General features: G+C 68.1%; 14 protein-coding genes. 8 read left to right on the top strand and 6 right to left on the bottom strand.

Annotation, left to right across the window (positions count from 1 at the left end):
- Window positions 1-276 precede the first annotated feature (276 nt).
- On the top strand, window positions 277-1,638 hold the full coding sequence (locus ACBY01_RS01770; protein ID WP_416459050.1) for a UDP-glucose dehydrogenase family protein: 1,362 nt from the start codon (window positions 277-279) through the stop codon (window positions 1,636-1,638).
- The gene (locus ACBY01_RS01775; RefSeq protein ID WP_416459051.1) at window positions 1,638-2,657 is read left to right on the top strand and encodes an NAD-dependent epimerase/dehydratase family protein; all 1,020 of its coding nucleotides are present in this window, start codon (window positions 1,638-1,640) and stop codon (window positions 2,655-2,657) included. The genes ACBY01_RS01770 and ACBY01_RS01775 overlap by 1 nt, the downstream gene beginning before the upstream one ends.
- A gap of 47 nt (window positions 2,658-2,704) precedes the next feature.
- Here ACBY01_RS01775 and ACBY01_RS01780 read toward each other — a convergent pair whose 3' ends face one another.
- A complete protein-coding gene (locus ACBY01_RS01780; protein WP_416459052.1) occupies window positions 2,705-3,142 on the bottom strand; it encodes a GFA family protein in 438 nt (145 codons plus the stop codon).
- Window positions 3,143-3,269: 127 nt separating this feature from the next.
- Here ACBY01_RS01780 and ACBY01_RS01785 point away from each other — a divergent pair, with 127 nt between their 5' ends.
- Entirely contained in the window at window positions 3,270-3,536 is a 267-nt protein-coding gene (locus ACBY01_RS01785; protein ID WP_416459053.1) for a hypothetical protein, read from the top strand.
- Window positions 3,529-4,011 carry an SRPBCC family protein gene (locus ACBY01_RS01790; RefSeq protein ID WP_416459054.1) on the top strand — a complete coding sequence of 161 codons (483 nt, stop codon included), beginning with the start codon at window positions 3,529-3,531 and terminating at the stop codon, window positions 4,009-4,011. The genes ACBY01_RS01785 and ACBY01_RS01790 overlap by 8 nt, the downstream gene beginning before the upstream one ends.
- Before the next feature lie 33 nt (window positions 4,012-4,044).
- On the opposite strand, the gene ACBY01_RS01795 is transcribed toward ACBY01_RS01790, so the two are convergent.
- Both ACBY01_RS01795 and ACBY01_RS01800 read right to left on the bottom strand, forming a co-directional pair.
- Entirely contained in the window at window positions 4,045-4,695 is a 651-nt protein-coding gene (locus tag ACBY01_RS01795; RefSeq protein ID WP_416459055.1) for a UPF0149 family protein, read from the bottom strand.
- Window positions 4,696-5,013: 318 nt separating this feature from the next.
- Complete coding sequence (locus ACBY01_RS01800; protein ID WP_416459056.1) at window positions 5,014-5,685, bottom strand: TetR/AcrR family transcriptional regulator; 672 nt, start codon at window positions 5,683-5,685, stop codon at window positions 5,014-5,016.
- Between the two features lie 84 nt (window positions 5,686-5,769).
- On the opposite strand from ACBY01_RS01800, the gene ACBY01_RS01805 reads away from it, so the two are divergent.
- Window positions 5,770-6,894, top strand: a complete 1,125-nt coding sequence (locus tag ACBY01_RS01805; RefSeq protein WP_416459057.1) for an FAD-dependent oxidoreductase — start codon at window positions 5,770-5,772, stop codon at window positions 6,892-6,894.
- 70 nt (window positions 6,895-6,964) lie between these two features.
- On the opposite strand, the gene ACBY01_RS01810 is transcribed toward ACBY01_RS01805, so the two are convergent.
- On the bottom strand, window positions 6,965-8,176 hold the full coding sequence (locus tag ACBY01_RS01810; RefSeq protein WP_416459205.1) for an MFS transporter: 1,212 nt from the start codon (window positions 8,174-8,176) through the stop codon (window positions 6,965-6,967).
- Window positions 8,177-8,263: 87 nt separating this feature from the next.
- Between ACBY01_RS01810 and ACBY01_RS01815 the strand changes: the two genes are divergently transcribed.
- Window positions 8,264-9,175, top strand: a complete 912-nt coding sequence (locus ACBY01_RS01815) for a LysR family transcriptional regulator (protein ID WP_416459058.1) — start codon at window positions 8,264-8,266, stop codon at window positions 9,173-9,175.
- Window positions 9,176-9,330: 155 nt separating this feature from the next.
- Here the strand turns inward: ACBY01_RS01815 and ACBY01_RS01820 are convergent, their stop codons facing one another.
- On the bottom strand, window positions 9,331-10,752 hold the full coding sequence (locus ACBY01_RS01820; protein WP_416459059.1) for a sulfatase-like hydrolase/transferase: 1,422 nt from the start codon (window positions 10,750-10,752) through the stop codon (window positions 9,331-9,333).
- A 499-nt stretch (window positions 10,753-11,251) separates the two neighbouring features.
- Between ACBY01_RS01820 and ACBY01_RS01825 the strand changes: the two genes are divergently transcribed.
- Both ACBY01_RS01825 and ACBY01_RS01830 read left to right on the top strand, forming a co-directional pair.
- Window positions 11,252-12,118, top strand: a complete 867-nt coding sequence (locus ACBY01_RS01825) for an SDR family oxidoreductase (protein ID WP_416459060.1) — start codon at window positions 11,252-11,254, stop codon at window positions 12,116-12,118.
- 44 nt (window positions 12,119-12,162) lie between these two features.
- Window positions 12,163-12,909, top strand: a complete 747-nt coding sequence (locus ACBY01_RS01830) for an SDR family oxidoreductase (protein ID WP_416459061.1) — start codon at window positions 12,163-12,165, stop codon at window positions 12,907-12,909.
- An 87-nt stretch (window positions 12,910-12,996) separates the two neighbouring features.
- On the opposite strand, the gene ACBY01_RS01835 is transcribed toward ACBY01_RS01830, so the two are convergent.
- Complete coding sequence (locus ACBY01_RS01835) at window positions 12,997-14,337, bottom strand: sensor histidine kinase (protein ID WP_416459062.1); 1,341 nt, start codon at window positions 14,335-14,337, stop codon at window positions 12,997-12,999.
- Between the last annotated feature and the right edge of the window lie 18 nt (window positions 14,338-14,355).

The raw sequence follows: 14,355 nt of genomic DNA on the forward strand, positions 1-14,355 counted from the left end.
GGTCGGTACGCCGCTCCGAGTTGTGAAAAGCCGTTCGGTCGCAAGATCGGACGGCTTTTTCGATTCCGGGCGGGTCGAGTGCCTCTGTAGAGCACAAGGCGCTCGGCCAGAGCGCCACGCCCGGTAGCCTTCTCCGCGAAGCGCTCGGCCGGATTGCCCAGCTCCAGAGCCGTTCCGACCTTCCCACCCGCGACAATCGCCCATATGTGCCGATGCTTGGGACATGCCCGGGACGCTCCAGCAGGATCGTTTCGGCACGGAAGAAAGAGCTAGCACATGCGCATCGTCATGATCGGATCGGGGTACGTCGGCCTGGTATCGGGCGCCTGCTTCGCCGATTTCGGACATGACGTGGTCTGCGTCGACAAGGACGAGAGCAAGATCGCCAAACTGCGCGCGGGCGGCATCCCGATCTACGAGCCCGGTCTCGACGAGTTGGTCGCGCGCAACGTCGCCGCCGGCCGCCTCTCCTTCACCACCGAGCTTTCCAGTCCCGTCGCCGAGGCAGATGTCGTCTTCATCGGCGTCGGCACGCCGTCGCGCCGCGGCGACGGCCACGCCGACCTCTCCTACGTCTATGCCGCCGCCCGCGAGATCGGGGCGGCGATCAAGGGCTTCACCGTCGTCGTCACCAAGTCGACCGTTCCCGTCGGCACCGGCGACGAGGTCGAGCGCATCATCGCCGAGGTGAACCCGGACGCCGAGTTCGCGGTCGCCTCCAACCCCGAGTTCCTGCGCGAAGGCGCGGCGATCGAGGACTTCAAGCGTCCCGATCGCATCGTCGTCGGCATCGAGGACGAGCGCGCGCGGGCGCCGATGGAAGAGGTCTACCGCCCGTTGTTCCTCAACCGCTCGCCGGTGCTGTTCACCGGCCGGCGCACCAGCGAGCTGATCAAATACGCCGCCAACGCCTTCCTGGCGATGAAGATCACCTTCATCAACGAGATCGCCGACCTGTGCGAAAAGGTCGGCGCGGACGTGAAGGACGTCTCGCGCGGCATCGGCCTCGACAACCGCATCGGCGCCAAGTTCCTCCATGCCGGTCCCGGCTACGGCGGCTCGTGCTTTCCCAAGGACACGCTGGCGCTCGTCAAGACCGCACAGGATTACGAAGCGCCGATCCGGCTCATCGAGACCACCGTCGCGGTCAACGACACGCGCAAGCGCGCGATGGCACGCAAGGTGATCGCGGCGCTGGGCGGCGACGTCCGCGGCAAGTCGATCGCGCTGCTCGGACTCACCTTCAAGCCGAACACCGACGACATGCGCGATTCCCCAGCGCTCGCGATCGTCCAGGTGCTCGAAGACGCCGGCGCCACGGTGCGCGCCTATGATCCGGAGGGCATGGACGCGGCGCGCGCGCTGATGCCCGACATCGTCTATACCGATTCGGCCTATGCCGCGGCCGAAGGCGCGTGCGCGGTGGTGATCGTCACCGAATGGGACGCGTTTCGCGCGCTCGATCTCAAGCGGCTGGCCGGGATCATGGCGCAGCCGGTGATGGTCGATCTGCGCAACATCTATCGCGCCGATGCGGTCGAGCCGTCCGGCTTCGCCTACCACGGCATCGGCCGGCCGGGGCATCCCAAGGCGGACGAGCCGGTCGCACCGGCGCCTGCCGACGCGGTCGCCGACTGATGCGCTACCTGATCACCGGCACCGCCGGGTTCATCGGGTTCCACCTCGCGCGCCGCCTGCTCGCGGACGGGCACGACGTCACCGGCTTCGACGGGATGACGCGCTACTACGACGTGCGCCTGAAGCAGGCGCGCAACGCGGTGCTGGCGCAGTATGACCGCTTCCGCATGGTCGAAGGGATGCTCGAAGACCGCTCCGCGCTCTACCAGGCGGCCGAGGTCGCCGAGCCGGAGGTGATCGTCCATCTCGCCGCACAGGCTGGGGTGCGTTACTCGATCGAGGCGCCCGGCACCTATGTCGACAGCAATCTTACCGGGTCGTGGAACGTGCTGGAACTGGCGCGCGCACTCCAGCCGCAGCATCTGCTGATGGCGTCGACCTCGTCGCTTTACGGCGCCAATCCGACGGTGCCGTTCAGCGAGTCGCACCGCGCCGACGAACCGCTCAGCCTCTATGCCGCGACCAAGAAGGGCATGGAGGCGATGGCGCACAGCTATGCGCATCTGTTCGGCGTGCCGAGCACCATGTTCCGCTTCTTCACCGTCTATGGCCCGTGGGGCCGCCCGGACATGGCGCTGTTCAAGTTCACCGACGCGATCCTCGGCGACCGTCCGATCGACGTCTATGGCCACGGCCAGATGGCGCGCGACTTCACCTATATCGACGACCTGATCGAGGCGGTGGTGCGGCTGGCGGCGGTGCCGCCCGGCGAGGACAATCGCGCGACGGGAGAGGCGCTGATCGACACGCTGTCCCACCAGGCCCCCTATCGCGTCGTCAACATCGGCGGTGGCAAGCCTACCCCGCTGATGGACTTCATCCGCACCATCGAGGCGGCGACCGGCGCGGCCGCCAAGCTCAACATGATGGACATGCAGGCCGGCGACGTGCCGCGCACCTATGCCGACCCCTCGCTGCTCCACGCCCTGACCGGCTATACGCCGCACACCCCGGTGGCCGAAGGCGTGGCCGCCTTCGTCGACTGGTTCCGCGGCTGGCGGGCGGAAACCGCAGGCTGAGGTCGCGCGGGACGACGTAAGCAGAGCATCGCCACCTACGCAATCACTCAGCCGCCCCCGGTTCGGCTCGGCGACAACCCGCGCGTGTCCGGGCGCAGCGCGTCGAAGGCGGGCAGATCGTCGGTGATCGACATCCAGCCGGGCGCCTCCCGAACGTACAGACGAAAGGTGGGAGACACCGCGCCGGGGTCGTCGAGCGCGGCCGCCACGATGTCGATCTCGTCGGGCTGGTGCGCGACGTGGATCGTCAGGGGATCGCCGCAGTCGAGACAATAGCCGCGCTCGCCAAAGGGCGTCGACCGGTAGCGCCCCAGGCGATCCGCACCCCGTTCGACGACGAAGTCCGCAAGCGGGACGGTGGTGAAGACCAAGCCGCCCGACCCGGAAACATGCTGGCAGATCCGGCAGTGACACCAACCCGTATCGTACGGGGTGCTTCGCAGCCGGAACCGAATTCCTCCGCAGGAACAGCCGCCGGTCAGCATTCCGCTTCTCCCCTTCATATCCGAACTGCTCAACGCGCGAACGATGGACGAAGCAGCGGGCGCTTCCAGTCCATACCTAAATTTGATATTTATCTTGGTACATTGGTAACGTAAGTACGGAGGCGCTATGGAGATCGAGCGGGTACAGACCGGCGTCCGCATCGAACGGCGGCTGCTCAAGGTGCTGAAAGGGCTGGCCGAACATCTCGACATGCCGCTCGGCGAGTTGATCGAGGGTATCGTGCTGCACGCGTTCGAGGGTGCGCACCCGTTCTCGCCCGAAACGCGGTCGAAGATCGACGGACTCAAGGCCGTCTACGATCTCACCTTGACCGCCGCCGACAGCCACCACCTGACGGAAGCTCGTTCGCGCGAGGAAGCAGGCGATGCGTGACGTCCCCTCCCCGGCGATGCGCGTCCGCCGTCACGGCAGCTTCCAGCTCGATCTGCCCCCGGTCGAGGCGTTCAAGCTGTTCACCGCAGCCGGCGAACGGCTCTGGGTTCCCGGCTGGTCGCCGACCCTGCTGGGTGCGCTCCCCCAGCATCCCGGGCTTGTCTTCACGACCGGGCACGGCCCGGAGCACACCGTCTGGACCGTGCTCGACAGCGACCCCGCCACCGGACGGCTGCGCTATTCCCGTGTGACGCCGGGATCGCGAGCGGGGATCGTGACGGTACGCGTGACGCCTGCCGCCGACGGATCGCACGTCGCCGTCGACTATGATCTGACCGCGCTCGGCGAAGACGGCGAGGCGGCGCTCGACGCCTACTCCCTGGACGCGTTCGCGGAGATGATGGAGGCATGGCGCCGGCTGATCGTCGCCATGCTGGCCGAGCGTCGGGCCGACCTGCTCACGCTTCTGGTCTAGCAGAACGCAGCGGACCGCCACATCGCGGGCGTGTCAGGCGCCGCAGCAGCGCTTGGACTTCTTCCCGGATCCGCAGCGGCAGGGGTCGTTCCGGCCGATCTTCCCCGATACCGCCGGCGTCGGCGCGACCATGCCGGTCCCTCGCACGGCGTGCAGCCGCAACACCGCAGCGACGATGTCCGCGGGCGCCTCGCTATGGATGGCGTTGATCTCGACGCTGTCGAGCGAGCTCTCGTTGCGGGCGATCGCGATCAGTAGCGACAGTCGTTCCAGAGCATCGGCGGCGTCGCCGTCGTTCCCCAGCGCGTCCCAAGCCTCCGGCCGGAGCGCCATCGCCTCGGCGAAGCCGTCGAGCCACAGCTCCCACAGCAGCTCGCCGTTCCGCTCGTCGACGTCGAAGACCGGCTGGAGCTTGCCGCGCGCCAGGTCGCGCGCGATCTCGGTCTGACGCGCCGTCACCGCATCGGCGAACCAGCGGACGTCGAGTTCGTCCTCGAACGGCGGCACCCCGCTCTCGTCGGAGCCCCACACGATCTCCAGCCACTCGCCACGCAGGATCGGCTCGGGGCTCACCAGTATGCCGGTAAGGAAGCCGTCGAGTTCGCTGAGCAGCATGGGCTCCTCCAGCGGCAGATCGGCCAGCGCATCGTCTAGGCGACGGAAACGCGAAGGAAGCTGTTTCATGCGTAGATCCTGGTATCGAGAGGCGCGCGGCAAGCGCTCTTTAGCAGCGGAAAGCGCCTAGTCGCGCGGGCAAGTCGAATGCCATAGATCTCTCACCAGCCGCTCGCCTCCACCTGCGGACCTATGCGGTGTTGCCGCAACACGGTCATGGCGACGGTGCTGGCGATGGCAGTTCCCGGCGAAGGTAGCGCCGTAGCTGGCATTCTCGAACCGCGCTACTCTCACGCTGCGGTCCGCTTTGCAGGTCGCTTGTCGTATCCGATATGGCGAGCGGACCCGCTGCCTACGGTTCGTCGGGCAGGCCGCCTGCGACGCCCCCTATCGAGCCGGCGCGAGCCCCGCCAGAATGAGCTCGATCCCGGCGGCGAACTGATCGCGATCGTCGTGGCCCGGCAACTGGGCCGCGGCAGCGCGCAGGAACGGGTACTCCGCCGGATCCAGTCGCCCCCAGCGTTCGGCAACCGCGCCCAACAGCGCCCTTCGATCGGCCTCACCGGGATGGCGACGCGCGTTCGCCGCATTCTGGCCGGCCACTCCCATGATGTAGTTCACGCACGCCGACCAGGCGTCGAAGCGCGCGCCCTCCGGGACGCCGAGCGACTGAAGCCGCCCGCCGATGCCTTCGAAGAATCGCAGCGTCGCCGCTTGCGTCGGGTCGAGAGAGAGTTGGGCGCCTACCCAGGGGTGCGCGTCGAACGCATCGAACAGGGCAAGCGCGATCTCGCGGATTGCCGCGCGCGGATCGGGGCTCGCGCCGACCGTGTCCATCGCCAAGCCGACGACATGGTCGGCAGCCGCCGCCAACAAGGCGTCCTTGTCGGCGACGTGCCAATAGATCGCCCCGCTTCCGGTCGCGAGCCGCGTCGCGAGGGCGCGGAACGTCAGCGCCCGCTCACCCTCGGCATCGAGAATGGCGATCGCCGCCTCGACGATCCGCTCCCGGGTCAGCGCCTCGGTACGCCGTTCCGACCGTTGGCTCCTGCTCACCATCGCACCTGCTTGACACACCTGGAACGCAGTTCCAAGAGTGGGTGACTGGAACGGCGTTCCAGTCACAACTTCGGAGAAGCTTGTATGACCCTTCCCGTCACGATCATCGGTGCAGGCCTGGGCGGCCTGGTCTTCGCGCGCGTCCTGCACCTCCGCGGCATTGCTGCCATCGTCTACGAGGCGGAGCCGTCCCCTTCGGCGCGCACGCAAGGCGGCCTGCTCGATATCCATGCCGGGGACGGCCAGGTCGCGTTGCAGGCAGCGGGGCTGACCGACGCGTTCCGGAAGCTCATCCTCGAAGGGCGCCAGCAGTTCCGGATTCTGGACCAGGACGGCGAGGTGTTGCTCGACCAGCCCGACGACGGGACGGGCGGCCGCCCCGAAGTGCAACGCGGCGAGTTGCGGCAGATGCTGCTCGATTCGCTCCCGGCGGACGCCGTCCGGTGGGGGCGCAAGGTGCGGGAGGTCCGCACGCTGGGCGACGCAAGCCACGAGGTGACCTTTGCCGATGGCGCGTCGATCCGAACGGGTTTGCTGGTCGGTGCGGATGGTGCCTGGTCGAAGGTCCGGCCGTTGCTCTCAAGCGCCGTCCCCGAATACACCGGCACCGCCTGCGTCGAGACGTATCTGTTCGACGCAGATACGCGGCACCACGCGAGCGCCCGCGCGGTCGGCGGCGGCGCGATGAGTGCCGCCGCTCCGGGCAAGGCGATCATGGCGCACCGCGAGCGCGGCGACACGCTCCACACCTACGTGATGCTCACCAGGCCGGCGGATTGGTTCGCCACCATCGACTTCACCGATCCCGCGGCTACCCGCACGCGGATCGCCAAGGAGTTCGCCGGTTGGGCGCCGGCGCTCGCCGCGCTGATCACCGACAGCGACACGGCGCCGGTGCTGCGCGCGTTCCATTCGCTGCCGGTGGCGCATCAATGGGAGCGCGTTCCCGGGGTGACTTTGCTCGGCGATGCCGCGCACGTCACGGCGCCGAACGGCGAAGGCGCCAACCTGGCGATGTACGACGGTGCGATGCTCGGAGAAGCGCTCGTCGCCAACCCCGGCGACGTCGAGGCGGCACTGTCGCGATACGAAGCGGCGATGTTCGCTCGCAGCCGGAAATCGAGCGAGGAAGGCGCCGGGTTCTACGAGATCCTGTCGAGCGACGATCCTTCGGGGCGGCTGATCGCAATGTTCCGCGAGGGGGAATGAGCTCCCGGAAGTCCGTGCCCAAGGCCGGTGCTTCGCGCCTGAAGCCCCGGATGCGATCGATCGCCGCCAGCTAGGGTTGACGGTTGAGGACGCCCGTTTCGGCGCGGACACAGGATCGCCCGTCCGCTTTGTCGCGGCGGGCGGCCACCGTCACGGCAATCAAGCCGAGTGCCGATGTGCCGGCCCCCGCCAGGGCAACGGCCGGGTAGCCCAGTCCCGATGCGATGACGCCGCCGCCCAATGCTGCCCCCACCGCGTTGCCGAGATTGAACGCGCCGATGTTGACGGCCGAGGCGAGGTTCGGCGCGTCGCTGGCGGCACGCATCACCCGCACCTGCAGCGGCGGGACGAGGGCGAAACTCGCGACGCCCCAGCCGAAGATCACGAGCGGCGTCACCCACAGGCTGGACATGGTGACGGAGAACAGGACGAGGATCGCGGCCAGCGAGGCGAGCGTCACGATCAGCGTGCGGTCGACCGATCGATCGGCGTAGTGCCCGCCGATCCAATTGCCTGTGGTGAGCCCGAGCCCGTAGATCACGAGCATCGCCGTCACATAGCCGAGGGACGCCTCCGTGACCTCGCGCAGGAGCGGCGCGATGTAGGTGAACACGGTAAACATCGCGCTCGATCCCACCACCGTCAGCGCCAGCGCACCGAGCACCTTGCCGCGCGTCAGCACGCGCAGTTCGGCCAGCGGGTCGCCGCCGTCGGCTGCGGGCAACTGCGGCAGGGTCAGCCGCAGCGCCGCCATGGTGACGACGCCCAGGGCGGCGATTCCCCAGAACGACGCGCGCCAACCCAATTGCTCGCCGGCCCATGTCGCCAGCGGCACGCCGACGATGTTCGCGACGGTCAGCCCCATGAACATCGCCGCGACGGCGCTGGCGCGCCGCTCGGGAGCGACCAAGCCGGCGGCGACGATCGATCCTACTCCGAAGAATGCTCCGTGGTTGAAGGAGGTGAGGACGCGTGCGGCGAGCAGCATGCCGTAGCTCCCCGAAACCGCCGACAGGAGATTGCCGAGCGTGAAGATGGCGGCAAGCCCGATCAGCAGCGTTCGCCGCGGTACGCGTCCGGTGGTCAGCGTCATCAGCGGCGCGCCAAGCATCACCCCCAGCGCGTAGGCGCTGATTAGCAGCCCGGCCGCGGGAATGGAGACATGCAGGTCGGCGGCGATGACGGGCAGCATGCCCATCGGCGCGAACTCGGTCACGCCGATGCCGAACCCTCCGATCGCAAGCGCGATCAAACCCGCATTCCCGCCGCGCCGATCAACCATGATATTCCCTCGATCCACTGTGTTCGTGCAAAGGTGGGCATCACGGGGCACAGCGGTTAGGCCGGACGAACGCCAAGGAGCTTTGCGATGGATGCAAAACTACGCAGAGGCGCCGACCGGGCGGGAGCGCTGGCGCTGTTCGCTGCGATCGACGAGCAAGGAAGCTTCTCGGCGGCCGGCCGCGTGCTCGGCATCAGCCCGTCCGCGGTAAGCCGGGGGGTCGACCGGATCGAGGAGCGCCTCGGCGTCAGGCTACTGCTGCGCTCCACGCGGAGCCTCTCCCTCACGGCGGAGGGGCAGGCCTATCTTCGCGCAGCCCATCACATCCTGGCGGAACTCGACAGCGCCGAGCAGCAGATCGCCGACCGGGGCGCGCCACGAGGGCGGCTGCGGATCAGCGCGGCGCTCTCGCACGGTCGCCTGTGCGTCGTCCCGCTGCTGGGTCGCTTCGCGGCGCTCTATCCGCACATCCAGCTGGACGTTTCGCTGACCGATGCGCTGGTCGACGTCGCGGCGGGAGACGCCGACGTCGCGATCCGGGTCGGCGCGCTTGCGAGCAGCAGCCTCACCGCGCGGAAAGTGGGGTCGGCGCGCAGGGTGGTCGTGGCAGCGCCCGACTATCTCGCACGGCATGGCACCCCGGAGACGCCCGAGGACCTGCGCCACCACAACTGCCTCAATTTCACCTTCCGACGCGACCGGCCGCATTGGCCATTCCGGCACGACGGACGGGAGTACGCCCTGCCGGTGACGGGCAACCTGGAGGCCAATAACGGCGACACCGTCGGGCAGCTCGCCGCACTCGGCATGGGAATTGCCCGCGTCGGCGCCTTCGCCGTCGCTGCCGACATCGCGCAAGGACGCCTTGTGCCCATCCTCGAGCGGTTCAATCCCGGCGACATGGAGGACTTCCACGCCGTGTTCGTCGGTGGCGCCAGCACGCCGGCACGCGTCCGCGTGTTCGTAGACTTCCTGGCGGACGCCCTGTCGGGACGATGACCGCTGCGGGACGGGCAAAGGGGTTCCCGATCGAGCAGGCTTCGTCCCGGTTAAGCCGTCAGAACCGAACTTCGCCAGGTCGCGCGAACCCGAGAACGCTCTCCCTGTAAGGCCAGATCGCTCTTGGCCCGAACCGCTGCCCGGCTGGCTCCCGATCAGGGTGTTGGAAGCCCACGCGCCCAGTTGAGAAGCCGCGCCTTCAGCCGATCGCGGCGGGCGGGCTGCGCGGCTGCCACGTTCCGGGTTTCGTTCGGATCGGTCGAAAGGTCGTAGAGCTGCACGTTGCTCCCGTCGGCCTCCGCGAGGAGCTTCCAGTGCCCGTCACGGACAGCCAGCCGAGGCGCACGATCGCGCGTCGGGAACGGTCCTCCCGGCTGGTTCCGAGCGCCGGGAAGGCCGAAGGCCCAGAACAGCGCTGGCCGATCGGCGATGGTGCGCCCCTTCAGAAGGGGCGCCAAGTCCATGCCGGTGGTGGGTGCCGTCAGCTTCACCCCGGCGACCGAGGCGAATGTTGGGAACAGGTCGACGCCCTGCGCGACGGTGGTCTCGTCCCGATGCGGTCGGCGGGTCCCCTCAGGCCAGGAGAGGATCAGCGGTTGCCGGATGCCTCCCTCGTACAAGCTGCCCTTGCGACCGCGCAGCGCGCCCGCGCTCCCGGGTGAGACATGCCCGTCGCGATAGTAGATCTCGCGCGCGGTCGGGCCGTTGTCGGAAGTGAGGACGATCAGCGTGTTGTCGAACTGTCCCATGTCCTTGAGCCGGTCGACCAGATTGCCGATGGCGCGATCCATCTTGACGATCGACGCCTGATATTTGTCGTCGGTCTGGTCGGCGCCCCTTCCCTGCACTTCCTTCAACTGCGCCTCATCCGGGGCCCAGGGATCGTGCACGTCGTTCAGCCAAAGCTGCACGAACCAGGGCTGATCCTGATGCCGGCTGACGAACTCCAGGGTCTTGGAGGCATAGAGCTGGGTCAGGTTGGACTTGCGATCGTAGAAGAAGGGGCCTTGCCCGAGTGCGGCGGACTGGTCGCTCAGCCCCCTTTCCTCGTCCGACACCAGAACTCTGGGGCCCAGGCCTTCGAAGGTCGTGAGGCTCTCGTCGAATCCATAGGCGGTGGGCCACGGCGCATCGTCCACGTCGCGTCCGCCACCCATGTGCCATTTGCCGAAATGCGCGGTCGCGTAGCCGACGCCCTTCAGCAGCGAGGCGACGTTCGGCAGCGTCGGATCGAGCCAATTCGCCTGACCGTGCCGTGCGTTGGCCGCACGATCGTTGATGAACGTCACGAAGTTCAGTTCGGCCGGAAAGCGTCCGGTGAAGAAACCCGCGCGCGATGGCGAACAGATCGGCGCCGCGTCGTAGAAGCGCGTGAGCAGAACCCCCTGAGAGGCGAGTTTGTCGACGTTGGGCGTCTCGACCTTGGTGTTTCCGGTGATCGACAGATCCGCGTAGCCCATGTCATCGATCAGGATGAACAGGATGTTCGGCCGCGGATCGGTCCTCGACGGCGCTGGCGGAGACGGCGCGGCGCGCTGCGCCGGGCCCAGCCCAACGGGCGCTGCGCCCACGAGCATGCACGTCCCCAGCAGCAGGAGCAGGCGGCGAGCACGGAGGCGGTAAGGACGCGCCGAACCTTCCCGACCTTGGGCCGACGAACGGGCGTTGCGGGTGGATGGATGACGGCCGAACATGATCCCGATCTCCTTCCTCTGCGACAGTCTTGGGCGCCGCCGTCACGAACCCGCTTGTACACCAACCGCGAAGGCCGTCTCGCGATAGTCGATGCTATCGTGTCGGTTCGCAAGTTCCCGATGTCGATCGCTGCGAACGCGGGAGCGGGACCGGCGAACGTAGCCCCCCCTGCACGCGCCATAACAGACAGCACGCACCAGCCCGCCGAGCCGCCTTTCCGTCCGCAGGCTTGAGATCCCGGTGCGCGTGACATCGGCACGGACGAACCGGCGCACACCCGTTCCACCAGTGAGACGGCGCGTCCAGACTGTGCGTCTATTTGCACGTCCATGGATCACGCATCTTCCGCTTGCCAGCAAGGCTTGATCCAGGAGCGAACCAATGACCATTCTCGTAATCGGTGCCACCGGTCGTGTCGGCCGCCATGTCGTCGACCAGCTTGTCCGCCGCGAAGCCAGCGTCCGAGTGCTGACCCGCGATGCCGCCAAGGCATCCTTCCCCGCCAGCGTCGAGGTGGTGCAAGGCGACCTGCTCGATATCGACGCGCTGCGCGCCGCGTTCTCGGGCGTCAGCACGCTGTTCCTGCTCAACGCGGTGACGGGCGACGAATTCACCCAGGCGATCATCACGCTCAACGTCGCGCGTGAAGCCGGCGTCGACCGGGTCGTCTACCTGTCGGTGTTCGACGCCGACGGTGCAGTGAACGTGCCGCATTTCGCCGTGAAGTCCGGCGCCGAGCGGATGCTGCAGGCGATGAATTTCGGCGCCACCATCCTGCGCCCCACCTATTTCATCGACAACGAAGCGATGGTGAAGGACGTGATCGTCGGACACGGCGTCTACCCGATGCCGATCGGCAGCAAGGGCGTTGCCATGGTCGACGCTCGCGACATCGCCGAAGTCGCCGCGATCGAGCTGGTTCGGCGCGAGCAGGCCCCGAACAAGCTGCCGATCGAGACGATCAATCTCGTCGGCCCCGACACGCTGACCGGCAGCGACATCGCCGCGATCTGGTCGGAGGTGCTGGACCGTCCGATCGCCTATGGCGGCGACGATCCGAGCGGGTTCGAGCAGGCCATGGCGACATCCATGCCCGCGTGGATGGCCTATGAAATGCGGCTGATGGCCGAACGCTACGTCAGCGACGGCATGATCCCGGAGGCAGGCGACGTCGAGCGGCTGACCGCGCTGCTCGGCCGCCCGCTGCACCGCTATCGCGACGCCGCCCGCGCGCTCGCAGCCGCCTAAGCGTCGGCGCGCCCCTCCCTCTCCAATACGATCAGGAGTTCACGATGCCCACTATCCTCATCACCGGCTGCTCGTCAGGCTTCGGCCTGGCGACGGCCCGCCACTTCGCGACACGCGGCTGGGACGTCGTCGCCACCCTGCGCTCGTCCGACGAGAGCGTGCTGCCGGCATCGGACCGGATCCGGACCTTGGCGCTGGACGTCACCGACGCGGCCAGCATTGCCCGCGCGATCGAAGCGGCAGGACCGATCGACGCGCTGGTCAACAATGCCGGCATCGGTCTGCTGAGCGCGATCGAGGGCACGCCGATCGCCGTTGCCCGCGAGCTGTTCGAGACGAACACGCTGGGCACGATCGCCATGACCCAGGCCGTCCTGCCGCAGATGCGCAAGCGTGGGTCGGGCGCCATCGTCAACGTTACCTCCAGCGTGACGCTGGCGCCGCTGCCGCTGCTGTCCATCTACACCGCGAGCAAGGCGGCGGTGAACGCGCTGGGGGACAGCATGGCGATCGAGCTGGAGCCGTTCGGCATTCGCGTGCGCACCGTTCTGCCGGGCCGGGCGCCCGACACCGCGTTCTCCGCCAACGCACGTCCCCGCATGGCCGGCGGGATCCCGGAAGCCTACGCCGAACTTGCGGAACGGGTCTTCGCAGGCTGGCAGCAGGATACGGCGCCGGTCACCTCGGCGGACGACGTGGCCGAAGCGATCTGGCTGGCCGTCACCCATCCCGACGCGCCAGCGCGCATCCCCGCCGGTGCCGATGCGGTGGCACTGTCTCGGAAAGCGTGACCGAACGGGCTCGGGAGCATCCAGGTGGATGTGCCCGAGACCGTGCACGCCCCATCAACGGGCTGTAGATGCACCACCGTCATCTGGTCAGGCTGCGGGAAGGCTGAGGATGGCGAGCGTTCCGCCGCAGGGGGCGTCGGCCAGGGTGAAGCTGCCGCGATTGCGCGCGGCAAAATCGCGGACGATGCTGAGGCCAAGGCCTGCTCCCCCGGTGTCGCGATTGCGCGAAGCCTCGCCGCGCTCGAACGGGCGAAGCAGGCGCTCCCGCTCGGCAGCCGGAATACCCGGACCCGAGTCCCTGACCGAGATGGTCACGCTTGCCGCGGCTCGTTCGACCGACACCATGCCACCGCCTGCGTAATCGATCGCGTTCTGCAGCAGATTTTCGATCGCGCGGCGAAAGGCGGGCGCGGATACCGAGATGCTTGCATCGGCGCCGTCGAGGAGGCGGAGCGAGGCGCCACGTCCTTGCATCTCTCGGACGATCTCGGCGAGCAGCGGCCGTACGTTCAGCACCTCGGCCGGAGCCGCTGCGGCGCGCGCGAACGTCAGCACCTCGCCGATCATCGCCTGCATGCGGTCGATATCGGCAACCATGCGCCTGCGCTGGGGTTCGGGCACAGCCTCGACGCGTAGCCTGAGGCCGGTCATCGGCGTGCGCAGGTCATGCGCGATCGCCGTCAGCATCCGCGCGCGCTCCGCCGCCTCGTTGGCGAGCCGGGTGCGCATCGCACCGATCGCGGCGGCGGCTTCGCGCAGTTCGCGGGGTCCTTCCTGGGGTACCGCATCGGCGCTGTCGCCCAAGGCGTTGGCGAGCGCGCGGAAGGGACGCGTCAGGCGGCGCGCGAAGATCCACGCCAGCGGGACGAGCAGCAGCAGCGTAACGGCGAGCGAGACGAGAATGTTGCGCTGCCAGGCGCTCAGGAACGGCCGGCTCGGTTGAACGCGCAGCCAGGAGCCATTCCGCTGCCGGACACTCAGCGCGAAGGCCGGCCGCACCATCCGCAGGACGGAGTTGCGGTATTCGGCAGACTGGATGTTCGGGTCGAGCCTCTCGAACAGGCGGTTTCCCCGTTGCCGAAAGACGATCGTCTCTCCGAACGGGTTCTCCGTGTCGGTCGCCGACTGGCCGGTTCCGCGGCTTCCCGCGACGATCGGCTCCACCTCTTCCAGCCAGGTGACCCGGACGGTCTCCGGCGTCCGGCGGAGGTCCGCCGCGATCGACTTCTCCAGCGTCGACACGCGTGCTCCGAGTGGCGGTTCGGCGACGATGTCCCGCTCAAAACCCGGCACCGAGTGCCGCAACGCCTCGATCGCTTCCTCAGCACTCATCCGGATCGTGGGCGGCGGCGGCGCGAACACGACGATCGTCGCCGTCGTCGCGACACTCAGCATCGCCACGGCCACGCCGAAGCCGCCGATCGACACCAGGGCGCTCGGCGGCCG

Source organism: Sphingomonas mangrovi, from assembly GCF_047975845.1.
In the GTDB taxonomy this organism is placed as follows: Bacteria; Pseudomonadota; Alphaproteobacteria; order Sphingomonadales; family Sphingomonadaceae; genus Sphingomonas.

What these genes read in the sequence shown, in the direction of transcription:
- ACBY01_RS01790 (WP_416459054.1), top strand. Translation starts at nt 3,529, where the DNA reads ATGCGTGACGTCCCCTCCCCGGCGATGCGCGTCCGCCGTCACGGCAGC.
- ACBY01_RS01815 (WP_416459058.1), top strand. Translation starts at nt 8,264, where the DNA reads ATGGATGCAAAACTACGCAGAGGCGCCGACCGGGCGGGAGCGCTGGCG.
- ACBY01_RS01770 (WP_416459050.1), top strand. Translation starts at nt 277, where the DNA reads ATGCGCATCGTCATGATCGGATCGGGGTACGTCGGCCTGGTATCGGGC.
- ACBY01_RS01785 (WP_416459053.1), top strand. Translation starts at nt 3,270, where the DNA reads ATGGAGATCGAGCGGGTACAGACCGGCGTCCGCATCGAACGGCGGCTG.
- ACBY01_RS01825 (WP_416459060.1), top strand. Translation starts at nt 11,252, where the DNA reads ATGACCATTCTCGTAATCGGTGCCACCGGTCGTGTCGGCCGCCATGTC.
- ACBY01_RS01805 (WP_416459057.1), top strand. Translation starts at nt 5,770, where the DNA reads ATGACCCTTCCCGTCACGATCATCGGTGCAGGCCTGGGCGGCCTGGTC.
- ACBY01_RS01775 (WP_416459051.1), top strand. Translation starts at nt 1,638, where the DNA reads ATGCGCTACCTGATCACCGGCACCGCCGGGTTCATCGGGTTCCACCTC.
- ACBY01_RS01820 (WP_416459059.1), bottom strand. Translation starts at nt 10,752, where the DNA reads ATGCTCGTGGGCGCAGCGCCCGTTGGGCTGGGCCCGGCGCAGCGCGCC.
- ACBY01_RS01830 (WP_416459061.1), top strand. Translation starts at nt 12,163, where the DNA reads ATGCCCACTATCCTCATCACCGGCTGCTCGTCAGGCTTCGGCCTGGCG.
- ACBY01_RS01780 (WP_416459052.1), bottom strand. Translation starts at nt 3,142, where the DNA reads ATGCTGACCGGCGGCTGTTCCTGCGGAGGAATTCGGTTCCGGCTGCGA.
- ACBY01_RS01800 (WP_416459056.1), bottom strand. Translation starts at nt 5,685, where the DNA reads ATGGTGAGCAGGAGCCAACGGTCGGAACGGCGTACCGAGGCGCTGACC.
- ACBY01_RS01795 (WP_416459055.1), bottom strand. Translation starts at nt 4,695, where the DNA reads ATGAAACAGCTTCCTTCGCGTTTCCGTCGCCTAGACGATGCGCTGGCC.
- ACBY01_RS01810 (WP_416459205.1), bottom strand. Translation starts at nt 8,176, where the DNA reads ATGGTTGATCGGCGCGGCGGGAATGCGGGTTTGATCGCGCTTGCGATC.